Annotated in this window: 10 protein-coding genes, 1 tRNA gene and 1 pseudogene; 5 read left to right on the top strand and 7 right to left on the bottom strand. The window is 58.9% G+C overall.

The window, feature by feature from the left end; all coding sequences use genetic code 11:
• Positions 1 to 182: 182 nt before the first annotated feature.
• Positions 183 to 890 (bottom strand): FadR/GntR family transcriptional regulator, encoded by a 708-nt coding sequence (locus tag ACYVDM_RS04015; protein ID WP_415788941.1) that lies wholly within the window; start codon positions 888 to 890, stop codon positions 183 to 185.
• A 228-nt stretch (positions 891 to 1,118) separates the two neighbouring features.
• Here ACYVDM_RS04015 and ilvD point away from each other — a divergent pair, with 228 nt between their 5' ends.
• The 3 genes from ilvD (at position 1,119) to ACYVDM_RS04030 (ending at position 5,611) form a co-directional block, all read left to right on the top strand.
• Entirely contained in the window at positions 1,119 to 2,828 is a 1,710-nt protein-coding gene (gene ilvD, locus ACYVDM_RS04020) for a dihydroxy-acid dehydratase (protein WP_460475316.1), read from the top strand.
• Between the two features lie 72 nt (positions 2,829 to 2,900).
• Positions 2,901 to 4,187, top strand: coding sequence for an MFS transporter (locus ACYVDM_RS04025; protein ID WP_415788943.1), 1,287 nt, complete (start codon positions 2,901 to 2,903; stop codon positions 4,185 to 4,187).
• Between the two features lie 50 nt (positions 4,188 to 4,237).
• Positions 4,238 to 5,611, top strand: coding sequence for an FAD-dependent oxidoreductase (locus tag ACYVDM_RS04030; protein WP_415788945.1), 1,374 nt, complete (start codon positions 4,238 to 4,240; stop codon positions 5,609 to 5,611).
• 50 nt (positions 5,612 to 5,661) lie between these two features.
• Here ACYVDM_RS04030 and ACYVDM_RS04035 read toward each other — a convergent pair whose 3' ends face one another.
• Positions 5,662 to 6,423 (bottom strand): AraC family transcriptional regulator, encoded by a 762-nt coding sequence (locus ACYVDM_RS04035; RefSeq protein ID WP_460475317.1) that lies wholly within the window; start codon positions 6,421 to 6,423, stop codon positions 5,662 to 5,664.
• Between the two features lie 186 nt (positions 6,424 to 6,609).
• On the opposite strand from ACYVDM_RS04035, the gene ACYVDM_RS04040 reads away from it, so the two are divergent.
• Entirely contained in the window at positions 6,610 to 7,491 is an 882-nt protein-coding gene (locus ACYVDM_RS04040) for a beta-keto acid cleavage family enzyme (RefSeq protein WP_415788949.1), read from the top strand.
• Positions 7,492 to 7,552: 61 nt separating this feature from the next.
• On the top strand, positions 7,553 to 8,530 hold the full coding sequence (locus tag ACYVDM_RS04045) for a Bug family tripartite tricarboxylate transporter substrate binding protein (protein ID WP_415788951.1): 978 nt from the start codon (positions 7,553 to 7,555) through the stop codon (positions 8,528 to 8,530).
• Between the two features lie 304 nt (positions 8,531 to 8,834).
• Here the strand turns inward: ACYVDM_RS04045 and ACYVDM_RS04050 are convergent, their stop codons facing one another.
• From ACYVDM_RS04050 to tpiA, 5 genes and pseudogenes are all read right to left on the bottom strand, one after another.
• Entirely contained in the window at positions 8,835 to 9,245 is a 411-nt protein-coding gene (locus ACYVDM_RS04050; RefSeq protein WP_415788953.1) for a PIN-like domain-containing protein, read from the bottom strand.
• Positions 9,242 to 9,907, bottom strand: coding sequence for a DUF433 domain-containing protein (locus tag ACYVDM_RS04055; protein ID WP_415788955.1), 666 nt, complete (start codon positions 9,905 to 9,907; stop codon positions 9,242 to 9,244). The genes ACYVDM_RS04050 and ACYVDM_RS04055 overlap by 4 nt, the downstream gene beginning before the upstream one ends.
• Before the next feature lie 877 nt (positions 9,908 to 10,784).
• Positions 10,785 to 10,869, bottom strand: a tRNA-Leu gene (locus ACYVDM_RS04060).
• Positions 10,870 to 11,135: 266 nt separating this feature from the next.
• Positions 11,136 to 11,588: pseudogene (gene secG, locus ACYVDM_RS04065) on the bottom strand (preprotein translocase subunit SecG); the annotation flags it as partial.
• A 19-nt stretch (positions 11,589 to 11,607) separates the two neighbouring features.
• Positions 11,608 to 12,354 carry a triose-phosphate isomerase gene (gene tpiA / locus ACYVDM_RS04070; RefSeq protein ID WP_415788957.1) on the bottom strand — a complete coding sequence of 249 codons (747 nt, stop codon included), beginning with the start codon at positions 12,352 to 12,354 and terminating at the stop codon, positions 11,608 to 11,610.
• Between the last annotated feature and the right edge of the window lie 11 nt (positions 12,355 to 12,365).

The raw sequence follows: 12,365 nt of genomic DNA on the forward strand, positions 1-12,365 counted from the left end.
GGCCTTTGCAACTGCTATCGCTGCAACGCAGGTAATGGCCACGATACCTGCTGCCCGACAAGCAACGCGCGACTAGCGGCGATAAATCTCAGCCCATACTAACAACAAAAACCCGCGTCTCGATAGAGGATCGCGGGCTCGATTTTGGGTACTGCTGAATACGGAGTTTATTTGGGCAAGCGCTACTGGACTTCCTTGTCCACGTGCTGGACCACCAGATCGATGACACGTGGCGTGTTCTTCGATGCCAACGCCTCGATGATCGCGCAGTGCTCCTGGTGCAGCGTTTCGCGGCTTTCCGGTACAAAACCGTAGACCCTCCAGGCCTGCGTCCATAGCTGATGGATCTGCCGCTGCATGGCAGAAAGGATGGGATTGCCTGCCAACTCGGCGACCTTGGCCTCGAAGCTCAGATCCAGGCCGGCGTTCTCCTCAAACTCGTCTTTCGCCGTTTGGTCCTGGGCATTTTCGTCAATCAGTTCTTTCAGGGCCCGAATGCTGCCTTTGTTGGCCTTGACGGAATAGGCCTCGAAAACCGCGCGTTCGACTGCTGTGCGCGCTGCGATCAGTTGCTGCATGAATTCCGTGTTTACACCCTGCCCCAGCAGCGCATTCAAGTCATCGCCACTGGTGGCGACGGCCCGCTTCTCGACGAAGTAGGTACCGCTGCCCACACGAGTCTCGATACGTCCAGCAGCTTCAAGCACCTTGAGCGCCTGGCGGATCGAAGAACGGCTCACGGAAAAACTCTCGGACAGCTCTCGTTCGGAGGGCAGCTTGTCGCCGACCTGGAATTGGCCGCTGTTAAGCAGATTCTCGAGCTGCTGGCAGACCTCCTGGAAGATGTCTGTGCGCTTGATGGGAAGCATTGAAAAACGGGGCTTGCTCATGTGGGCTCGATGCCGAAGATCCGAAATAGGGGACTCGGAACTTTACCATTCTTCGGCAAAATGGTCCGTCCACTTTCTATACCTTGCCTCTTATCGCCGGTCAATTAGGGTAAATATGGTTAAATTGGATAGTTGTCAGACCACTATTGATCAGATAGCATTCCACTTAGTCAACTTACCCGTGGGCAGTGAATTGCGCGCGGACAGCAAAACCAGGAGACAACAGCGATGTACAGAAGCAATTTTGAACCCGGATCTACCCGTTGGGCGGTCCGGCGCAGCCAGTGGCGCAGCATGGGCATCCGTGAAGAGGACATGGAAAAACCCAAGATCGCCATCATCAATACTTCAAACAAGCTCTCGTGCTGTTATATCCATCTGGATGCCATCAGCGCTCTGGTCCAACAAGCTATCCGCGATGCCGGTGGCCTGGCCTTCGAAGTGCGCACCGTTGCGCCCAGCGATTTCGTCACCAGCGCCGGTAAAAAAGCGCGCTATCTCATGCCAACCCGCGACCTGATGGTCAACGAGGTGGAATGCATGATGGAAGGCGCGGTTCTGGACGGCATGATCTGCCTGTCTTCTTGCGACAAGACCACACCTGCCCATCTGATGGCGGCGGCGCGCCTGGACGTCCCTTCCCTGCTCTTGACCTGTGGCTATCAGATCGGTGGCAAGTGCTCCAACGAGAAGTTCGAGGATCAGTTCTTCGACATCGACGATGTCTACGAGCAAATCGGTGCGTTGGCGACCCGCACGATCACACTCAAGGATCTCACCGATATGACGGATGTGGCGATCCAGTCACCCGGCGTCTGCGCCGGCCTGGGCACTGCGAACTCCATGCATATCGTGGCAGAGGCCATGGGCATGACCTTGCCCGGCAACTCACCCATCTGGGCCAATGGCCGCCGCCTGAACGAATACGCACAAGCCGCCGGCCGCCAGATCGTCGAATTGACGCGCCACGGAATCTCGGCGCGCAAGATCATTACCGAAGAAGCGATCCGCAATGCCGTCATGATGGTGCTGGCCGTCGGAGGCTCAGTCAACACGGTACGTCACATTGCCGCCATCGCCACCGAAGCCGAGCTACCGCTGGACGTAGTGAAGCTGTATGAGGACTATGGCAAGTCCATCAAGCTGCTGACGGCCGTGCGTCCCAACGGCCCCTTCCGCACCGAAGACCTGGAAGCGGCCGGCGGCACGCCAGCCGTCATGAGTCAGTTGCGCGAGCATCTGCATCTGGACGCACTGACCGTCACACGTCAGACCGTGGGCGAGAACATTCGCGATGCACGCGTTAAAGACGACAAGATCATCCGGTCTCTGGCCGACCCGGTCAGCCAGCGGCCTGGCGTCGGCATTCTGCGCGGCAACCTGGCGCCCAACGGCGCCATTGTGAAGTTGTCCGCCGTGCCGGGCGAACGCGCTGAGTTTTCCGGTCCCGCCAATATCTACGAAGGCGAGGACGAAGCCATTGCAGCCCTGGGTCAAGGCCAAATCAATAAGGGCGACGTGATCGTACTGCGCAATATGGGCCCCAGCGGCGGACCAGGCACGGTGTTCGCCTGCAGCTTTGTGGCAGCCCTCAATGGCGCCGGTATCGCCGAGCACGTGGCTGTCGTCACTGACGGTGAATTGTCCGGCTTGAACCGGGGCATCATTGTCGGCCAGTTGATGCCGGAATCAGCAGCCGGCGGCCCGCTTGCCGTGGTCAGGCAGGGCGAGACTATCCATATCGACTTCGTCAACCGCAAGATCGACATGGATGTCCCACAGGATGAGATCGCCCGCCGCCTGGGTGAATGGCGTCCCCGCGAACTCGAACTGGGCGGCGGCAGCAGTACTTATCTCCTGCAGTATGCCCAACTGGTGCAGCCCATCGAGCAGGGCGCGGTGCTGGGCAAACGCAAGGTGCATGCGCACATCTCTTGACCCGTGCGGGTGCCCTTGCCTGGGCATCCGCGCCGGCCAAACCATAACAACGACACACTGAGACAACCCATCATGTCTACGCAAACAGAGGCACAGAAATCCAGGAAAGCGGGTCTCGCAGCATTTATCGGCACCGTTCTGGAATGGTATGACTTCATCATCTATGGCACCGCGGCGGCCATCGTACTGAACAAGGTTTTCTTTCCGAACAGTGACCCGCTGGTCGGCACCCTGGCCGCTTTTGCCACCTATGCGGTGGGATTTCTCGCCCGTCCCCTGGGCGGGCTCTTTCTCGGCTATCTGGGCGACAAGGTCGGCAGAAAGACGGTACTGGTACTGACGCTATTCCTGATGGGTGGCGCAACCACCGCCATCGGCCTGCTGCCGGGCTATGACAGCATCGGTTTATGGGCGCCGGCATTGCTGGTGCTAATGCGTTTGATCCAGGGTTTTGGCGCGGGTGGCGAATACGCAGGGGCCGTAGTGTTGTCGGTCGAGCACGCACAAAAAGGCAAGCGTGGCGCGGCTGGTGCCTGGGCGCCGCTAGGCTTTGCCGCCGCCACGCTGCTGGCCAACGCGGTGTTCTTCTTCTTCCTGAGCGTGCTGAGCGAAGAGCAGTTCATGGCCTGGGGATGGCGCATTCCCTTTCTGCTCGGCGCTGTCTGCGTACTAGTCGGCTACCTTATCCGGCGCAACATCGAGGAGCCGCCGGCCTTCGAGAAAGCCCAGCAGTCGCTACAGACAAAGAAGATCGGTCTGTTCTCGGCCATCAAGCATCATCCGCGCAGCTTCTTCATCGTCATCGGCTCGCGTATGGGCGAGAACGGCTTTGCCTACCTCTACCCGGTATTTTGCGTGTCGTACATGGTGACAACGCTCAAGATGGAAAAATCGATGGCATTGTGGGCTGTGATCATTGCATCGGCCATCCAATTGGTGACGATTCCGTTCTACGGCGCACTGTCCGATCGCATCGGTCGCAAGAAAGTCTACTTGGGCGGCATCATTCTCTCGGTACTATGGCTGGCGCCCTTTTTCATGCTGCTAGACGTGCAGGCCTTCTGGGCCGTGGTTCTGGGCTTCGTGGTCGGCCTGGGTATCGCCTACCCCGCGATGCTCTCGCCGCAGGCGGCCTGGTACGCGGAGCTCTTCGACACCGAGTTCCGTCTCGCAGGCTTCGCCTTCTCGCGAGAACTCGGGTCGCTGCTGGCGGGCGGTCTGGCACCCTTTATCGCGACGGCGCTCTACACCTATTATCAGCATTGGTGGCCCATCGTCGTGTACATGGGCGCCATGGGTATCCTGTCCATGATTGCGCTCGCACTGGGGCCTGAAACCGTGCACAAAGACATCGATTGACGTAGGGGCGACCGCCGTCAACGGCGGCTCGCGCCAATCAAGGAGACACCATGAACAGCAACAACACTGATTTCCCGGCCTGGCATCTCGAAAGCCGCTACGACGCCGTACCCGACCTGCCCGTTCTGGCGGAGGTCGATGTGCTGGTGGTGGGCGGTGGCGCCGCCGGCGTAGCTGCGGCGACGACGGCGGCCGAACACGGCAAGCGGACCATGGTGATAGAACGCTACGGTTTTTTTGGCGGCGCGGCCGTGGCCGGCATGTCGGGGACGATCTGCGGCATGTATCTGGCAAGCGATGTCCACACAGAACCCCGCCAAGTCGTGCAAGGATTCACCGAACGCTTTCGAACCGAGCTGGCCCGCCGCAATGGTGTCACGACACCGCAGCGCTACGGCAAGACTTGGACGGTTACGCACGATCCACTCATGTGGAGTGAGACGGCGGATCAACTCGTCGAGAATGCGGGAGCCAAAACACTCTTCCATACCAGCGTGACCGGCGTCATCGTGGAAAACGACGCGTGCACCGGCGTGATCGTCGAATCGGCCGCAGGACGTTCCGTCATCCTAGCCAAGCGCATCATCGACGCTTCGGGCGATGCTGCCGTCATCGCGCGCGCCGGCTACGGGTATGTCTTCGGCGATCACGGAAAGATCCAGAATCCGACTATGTTCTTCAGGCTCGGCCAGATCGACATGCCGCGATTTCTGGCCTACTGGGGCGAGGACACCATCAACCCGCCCAAGGTCAGCGAGGCGATTCAGCAGGCCGATGCCGACAGGCACTACGATTTGCCTCGCAAGAAAATCTGGATATTCCCAACCACCCGACCCAGCGAATTGCTGGTCAACGCGACCCGACTGACGGCCCGTGACGGCCATATGCTTAACGTCATCGATCCAGAAGACTTCACCGAAGCCGAGATCGCCGGACGCCGCCAGGTGCGTGAGTATGCGGCCTTCCTCGCGCACAACATCCCCGGCTGCGAAGCCAGCTACGTGGTGGATACCGGCACGCAGGTCGGTGTGCGCCAGACCCGCAGCATCGTGGGTGTCGAGACGCTGACCAACGACGACGTGCTGTCCTGCCGCAAGCGCGATGACGGCATCTGCAGAGTACCGTGGCCGATCGAGCTACATGCGGGTGAAAAACCCAAGCTGCACTGGTTGCTGGATGACTACTACGAGGTGCCCTATCTGGCCCTGGTCCCTGAACAAGGCGAGAATCTGATTGTCGCCGGCCGCTGCCTGAGCGCCGAACACGAAGCACTCGCCTCGGCGCGGGTTACCGCCCAATGCTTCGAGTACGGTCAGGCAGCCGCCGTCGCAGCCGTGTTGTCGATCGATACCGGCCGACGCTTGCGCGACATCCCGGGCCAGGAAGTACGCACAACGATGCAGGCATTGGGGAGTGCGCTGTAAGGTGCTGTGAGGCCAAGCGCTTTCATCAAACGACATGCGACGGCGAACACTCAGTTGACGAAATAGCTGCGTGGTGGACAACCAAGGGTGCGCCGAAACATAGCAGTAAAGGCGCTGGGACTGTCATAGCCCAAGTCCATCGCCACCGCAGTGACGCTTTGCCCCGATGCCAGCCTCGTCAGAGCCTCCATCAACCTGGCTTGCTGGCGCCAGCGCTGGAAATTCATTCCCGTCTCGGCAACGAAGTGTCTGGCCAGGGTACGCGAGCTCGCGCCTACTCGCCGCCCCCAGTCATCCAGAGTCAATCGGTCCCCCGGATTGCGCACGATACGTTCGCACACCTCCCGCAGGCGAGCATCGCGGGGCATGGGCAGGTGCAGCGCCGACACAGGTAGTTGACGCAATTCCAGCGCCATCAATTCGCGGATCAGGCGCAGCGCGAGCGAAGGCGGCTGGCCCGCCAGTTCCGCATGCCGCAGGACCAGCTCGCGCATCAGTCGCGACACCCCCACGACGCAACAGCTCGACTTCTGCAGACGCGGGAAACCGCGCGGAGCCAGATCCAGACTGCGCATCATGACCTCGGCACCATACGAGCGGATCTCATGGTCAGTATGAGGCGGCACCCAGATCGCGCGCTCTGGTGGCACAACCCAGCTCCCCTGTGCGGTAGAGACCGACATTACACCTTGTACAGCATAGATCAGGCGGGCGTGATCGTGGGCATGACGAGGCACCAATGCGCGCGCCGGCAGAGTCCTGACGACGACGGAGATAGTGCGAGCGCCTTTCGCGACGTTCAGCGGAGGCATGATGACGAATTCCATGTTGTCCAATTCTAGACGGTGAATGGCCGACACAGCACAGGAAGGACACACAAGCTTGTCTAGACTTCTTGTACGAGTTTCCGGCCAGCGTGCCGGTCCGTCATCCCTACATCTTCAAAAGGACATTTTCGATGCCCCTATTGGTATTAGCACTGCAGTCATGGAGCGGCCATGACTAGAAGCAAACTGATATTGGAAGCCCGCATCAACGAATACATGATGCGAGACAGCAATCCGCACGTCCCCTGGACCCCTGCAGAAATAGCGGACGCAGCCACCCAGGCGCGCGAGGCTGGCGCTGCCATCGTGCATTTCCATGTGCGACGCAGTGACGGTTCACCTGCCCATGACTATGAGACTTACGCCGAGACAATCCGGCTCATCCGTGCCGGCAGTGACATCCTCGTGCATCCTACCCTGGGGCAAATCACGCTGGCGGGAGAGACCACCAGACTCGCACACATCGAGCGGCTGTGCCTAGATCCTGCCTTGAAACCGGACTTCGCGCCCGTCGATCTAGGCAGCACCAATATTGACCGCTATGACGACGAGCACAAGTTCTACGAGACCACAGATCGCACCTATCTGAATTCGACGGGCACGCTGCAAGTGTTCGCGACGCGGCTACGCGAACTTGGAGTCAAGCCAGCGTTTATTTCATGGACAGTACCATTCACGCGCACGCTGGATGCTTTCATGGACATGGGCATCGCCGACGAGCCCGCTTACCTTCTTTTCGAAATGACCGATTCCGGCATACGCGGCGGTCATCCGGGCACTGTGCGCGGCCTGCGCGCTCACGTCGACTTTCTTCCACCTGGCCGTCGCATTGAGTGGACCGTGTGCAACAAGATCGGAAACCTGATCGCACCAGCAGCAGCAGCCATCGAAGAGGGTGGCCATATGGCTGTCGGGCTAGGCGACTACGTATATCCAGAAATGGGCACACCCACCAACGGTGAAGTCATTCGATTCTTCGCGCGCCTGGCGGCCGCGATGGGCCGTGAACTAGCCACTCCGCAAGAGGCGCGGGCCATGCTCGGCATGTCCTGATCGCGATCCACCATAACACGAACATTGCCCCCAACATCGATCCCATCAACGAGGAGACATCATGAAAAAATTCGCCATCGCGTTAGCAAGTGCGACCGTCATGTGTGCGGCATCTCATGCAGCGCACACGCCTGCCCATAATTTTCCTTCCGAGCCAGTGCGAATGATTGTGCCTTTCCCGCCCGGAGGCGGTTCAGATATCGTTGCACGCGTGATTTCCACGACGCTCACCGCGAAATGGAAGCAATCAGTTATTGTCGAGAACAAGGGTGGCGCCGGCGGCAATGTCGGATCGGGATACGTCGCCCACGCGAAACCTGACGGCTACACGCTAATCCTGGGCAATACAGCCACCCATGCGGTAAACCCCAGTCTGTATAAACACCTGTCCTTCGACCTTGTCAAGGATTTCATTCCCGTGGCTTACATCAGCACGGGCCCACACGTACTGGCAGTGAGTCCCAATCTGAACATACACAGCGTAGCCGACCTGGTGCAGCTGGCTCAGGCTGAGCCAGGCAAACTGAACTATGCATCGTTTGGCAGCGGTAGCACAGCACACCTGGCAGGAGAAATATTCAAGAAGGCAGCGCACATATCATGGACGCACGTGCCCTATCGCGGTACCGGTCCAGCCGTCGTAGATTTGATGGGCGGCCAGGTGCAGGCGATGTTCGTGCCAATCGCCGCCGCAATGCCACTCTTGCAGTCAGGTAAGCTGCAGGCCCTGGCGGTGACGAGTCTACAACGATCGCCCTTCCTGCCCAAGATTCCCACAATGGCGGAGCAAGGCTATCCGGGCTTCCAGGCGGACCTCTGGTACGGTTTGTTCGCGCCGGCCGAGACACCTCCGCCAGTAGTCGCGAAAATCGCAGCCGACACACTCGCAGCATTGAAGAACAAGGATGCGCAGGACGCGTTAGCAGCCCAGGGAATGGAAGTCACTGCGCAGGGACCGGACCAATTCCACCCTTTTGTCACGGCCGAAATCGAAAAATGGGCAACCGCCGTGCATGATTCTGGCGCCAAGGTAGACTGACGCATAGGGAAGACACGGCAGATTGAATAGAAGCCACTCCTACTTGTTCCGAACAACAAAAAGCCCGTCAGAAAGTAATTCGTACGGGCTTTTTATCCTATCCAAGACATCCTTGGATTAATTCATCCTTGGTGCGACCGCGAGACTCGAATTTCATAGACAAGCCTATTCCCACGGCGGTGGGTGCAGGAAAGACTCTCCGCCGGGGAAGTGCTGCCACATGGACAAAAAAGCCGGGACTGTGCATTGCCATTATTGAGTGCTCCCCAACCCACCCCACCGAGAAGCTGATGAATGAGGATGCTTAAAGTCGAATTTGTTCGAACTTGCCGTTCATTCGCCATGGTACCCTCACTGCTGCGCCGCCCTGGATCCGTATTACGTAATCCTCTATCGACGGCCACCAGCGCACAAGGTTCTGGGCCTTGTCCCAGTATTTGTGGTCTGACCATTGCTTGCTCAGCACGAAAACCATTAGGCCTGACTTCCTCAGCGCCTCACGCTCCAAATCATTTTTGCGTAGACCGTCCTGCGAGATCACCGCCCATCCTCCTTCCCGTCCGAGCGGCTGGATCCACTCATGATCCGGCGTCGCAGGAGGGAACTTCTCTTTGAGATGTATGATCTCGGAAGCAATACCGCGCGAGCCCTTGCTGAGCTCGCGGATTCCCGCAGCAAGGTACGGGGAAAGGTTGTTATCGAAGAAGAACTTCAAGCGGCCAAGAGCTGGCTTTCGTACTTCACTGCCGCATTAACTTCAGCGGGAGTGATGTCGAACTCGGCAGCTACGGTTTTGTTGTCGCCCTCGACATGCATAGCCTGAGCAATCACATCAGTGGGTATGCCATGCCTTGACAAGACGGGGCGACCAAACGCAATCTCAGGGTCTAACACGATCACCCGGCTGTTCTTTACCGGATGCCACCGCAGCGCCGCGCCATCGGCGTCAAAAAGGATGCCGGCATAAAGGTTTGGACGGATTATGTGCTCGAACACCAATTGCCGCTTGACCAGGTCAGTGAGTTCTCCATCAGAACTTACTGCCTCATAGAATATCGACTTCCCATCTGTTAAAAATCGGTTCGTAGTGAAAGGATATGGGGTCTTGAATAGAACTCGCGAGCTTTCGATAGCAGCCCTGATAACGCGAGTCGGCAGCCCGCTGTCGGAAAATGCCTTGACGATTCGTAGCTCCATCAAGTCCCGGAATCCCAGAACTTTTTCACCCGTATCTGCATACTGGGACCGCCATAGAGGAGGAAGTGCCTTGCCTTTATTCTTATAACCAAACAGCCAGCGGCTTACCTCACGAACCGATGATTTCGTGATTGCAGCTGCTTGGTTCGGGGTGTAGAGGCCTTGGCCGATCAAATTCATGGGTACCTTCCATACAGCAGTGTTTGTACCACAGTGGGCAGCGGTTGCCATCCCTTCCACAACCGCCTTCGGGCGGTTTTCTATTGCCTATCGTGTTGATGTGCTTCCAACGCCAACATCGACCGTGCCGTACATCTCCACCACACTCCCCTCCGTCTGGCCTGCTTCGTTCTTATGCGCGCATCCTGCCAGGCCGACAATCAGAATTGCGACGGCAACAAAGCGGGGAAGGTTTCCAGAAATCATGCGGGCATCCTCGAACTATTCTGAGACCTCATTCTATGCCACCGCCCGCTCTAGGGCAGTGCTGCTATAGCCGGCCAAGCCAATCACTCGGCACAACGCCACCGCCTTAGGACGGTTTTCTTTTGCCCCTAGCGGTCGTTCTTCGACCACCCTTCCCTAGCTAATCGCTAGGGAAGGGATCGGCAACGTATAGCTAAGGTCCAATTCTATCTGTGCCCACCTACGCACTTGTCGGAATGCTCGCCAAAATTTCGGATCTCTAGCCGAATCCGCCGGCAATATCGCCTATAGCGCGCAGCAATTCTCTATCTCCTGTCAGTTCGACACAGCAGGGAAAGGCATATCAGATCCCGTTGCCTTGGAATGGGCAACTGCTCACTCACTCATGCAAATGCAGTGGATTTTTGAAACAGATCCATTGCGTATCATCGACGGGCCCGGTGCCTTGACGAAAAGAGTAGGAGCGGCCGAGAGTGCCGCATTAGTATCGGACGTTTTCTGGAAAGTCCCCACCTTGACCGATGGCCGCCTTCAGCGATACGACGTAGACGCATAGACAACAAAAAACCCGCGCTCACTCAGGAGAATCGCGGGTTCCGTAGACTTCTGTGTACTACCTGATATTAATCCTTGGTGCCGACGGCGAGACTCGAACTCGCACAGCTTTCGCCACTACCCCCTCAAGATAGCGTGTCTACCAATTCCACCACGTCGGCTTCACATTCCGGAAAGCGCTATAAGCTCCCCAGGAAAGTCGGGCATTCTAGCACGAATTTGATGCCTCAGCCAACCGACTGAGGCATCAATCTACCACTCGCTATTGAGCGGGTTTGGGTTGCTCGGGTTGAGCAGGCTCAGCGGCGGGCTTCTCAGCAGCAGGTTGCTCAGTGGCAGGCTTCTCGGCAGCAGGCTTCTCAGTAGCAGGCTGTTCAGCAGCAGGTTGCTCGGTCGGTGCGGTCGGTGCGGTCGGTGCAGCGGGCACATCGGCCGGCGGCGTGGACTCGGGCTGAGCCGGGGCCGAAGGTGTAGCGGGCGCTTGAGGCACGGAGGCATCAGGCTGGGCTGGAGTCGGGGCCGACGTCGATGGCGGCACGGAGGACGAACCGCTGCTCGAGCCCGGGACTTGAGGCACCGAACGGTCAGCCGGGACACTCTGCATTACCCCGGAGTCCATGGCGCCAGAGTTCGACGTGCCCTGGTGGCTGAGGTATGCCAGGCCCAAGGTCGAGGCAAAGAACACCACAGCCGCCCACTTGGTCGTGCGCGAAAGAAAGTTGGCGGCCCCGGTAGCACCGAACAGGCTGCCGGACGAACCGCTACCGAACGCCGAACCCATGTCGGCGCCCTTGCCCTGCTGGAGCAGGACCAGCGCGATGATCCCCAGGGCGGACACTACCTGTACGACCAGCAAAATGGTAAGTGGCAAAGAAGACATTAAGAGAGACTCCGAAAACTTAGGCTGCGGCAATGCGCAGGAATTCTTCGGCCACCAAGGATGCGCCACCTACAAGCGCGCCATCGATGTCCGGCATAGCAAATAAAGTGGCTGCGTTGGCGGCCTTGACGCTGCCACCGTAGAGCACGCGTACTTGGCCTGCCCCCAAGCCACGCAAGGCGACGCGAATTGCGCCGTGAACCTCCTGGGCTTGCTCGGGTGTGGCAGTAAGGCCGGTGCCAATGGCCCAGACGGGCTCATAAGCCAGCACCATACGCGACAACGCCTCGACGCCCAACGCCAGAACGGGCTCAAGTTGGCGTTCGATCACACCCAACGTATTGCCGTTCTCGCGATCGGCCAGCGACTCGCCCACGCACACCACGGGTGTCAAACCCGAGTCGAGGGCGGCACGGGCCTTGTCAGCGACAAGCTGATCGGTTTCACCGTGCAACGTGCGGCGCTCGGAGTGGCCAACCAGCGTCAGACGGCAGCCGAAGTCTTTCAGCATGGCGCCGGATACCTCGCCCGTGAAGGCGCCCTTGGTGTGCGCACTGATGTCTTGCGCGCCCCAAGAGACGGTGCTGCCGTCCAGGGCGGAAGCTGCCTGGGCCAGATACGGGAACGGCACGCAAACACCGATTTCGCAATGCGAAGCCGAATCGGCTGCACGCAACGCCGCCAACAGCGCGGCGTTCTCGGTCAGGTTGCCGTGCATCTTCCAGTTGCCCAGCACGAGACGGGCGCGGTTTTCAACAGAGGTCATGGCGCAAAACG

The sequence above is a fragment of the Bordetella tumulicola genome, from assembly GCF_054779135.1.

Excerpts from the sequence above, each read along its gene's own strand:
- ACYVDM_RS04015 (WP_415788941.1), bottom strand. The coding sequence starts at position 890 with ATGAGCAAGCCCCGTTTTTCAATGCTTCCCATCAAGCGCACAGACATC.
- ilvD (WP_460475316.1), top strand. The coding sequence starts at position 1,119 with ATGTACAGAAGCAATTTTGAACCCGGATCTACCCGTTGGGCGGTCCGG.
- ACYVDM_RS04025 (WP_415788943.1), top strand. The coding sequence starts at position 2,901 with ATGTCTACGCAAACAGAGGCACAGAAATCCAGGAAAGCGGGTCTCGCA.
- ACYVDM_RS04030 (WP_415788945.1), top strand. The coding sequence starts at position 4,238 with ATGAACAGCAACAACACTGATTTCCCGGCCTGGCATCTCGAAAGCCGC.
- ACYVDM_RS04035 (WP_460475317.1), bottom strand. The coding sequence starts at position 6,423 with ATGCCTCCGCTGAACGTCGCGAAAGGCGCTCGCACTATCTCCGTCGTC.
- ACYVDM_RS04040 (WP_415788949.1), top strand. The coding sequence starts at position 6,610 with ATGACTAGAAGCAAACTGATATTGGAAGCCCGCATCAACGAATACATG.
- ACYVDM_RS04045 (WP_415788951.1), top strand. The coding sequence starts at position 7,553 with ATGAAAAAATTCGCCATCGCGTTAGCAAGTGCGACCGTCATGTGTGCG.
- ACYVDM_RS04055 (WP_415788955.1), bottom strand. The coding sequence starts at position 9,907 with ATGAATTTGATCGGCCAAGGCCTCTACACCCCGAACCAAGCAGCTGCA.
- tpiA (WP_415788957.1), bottom strand. The coding sequence starts at position 12,354 with ATGACCTCTGTTGAAAACCGCGCCCGTCTCGTGCTGGGCAACTGGAAG.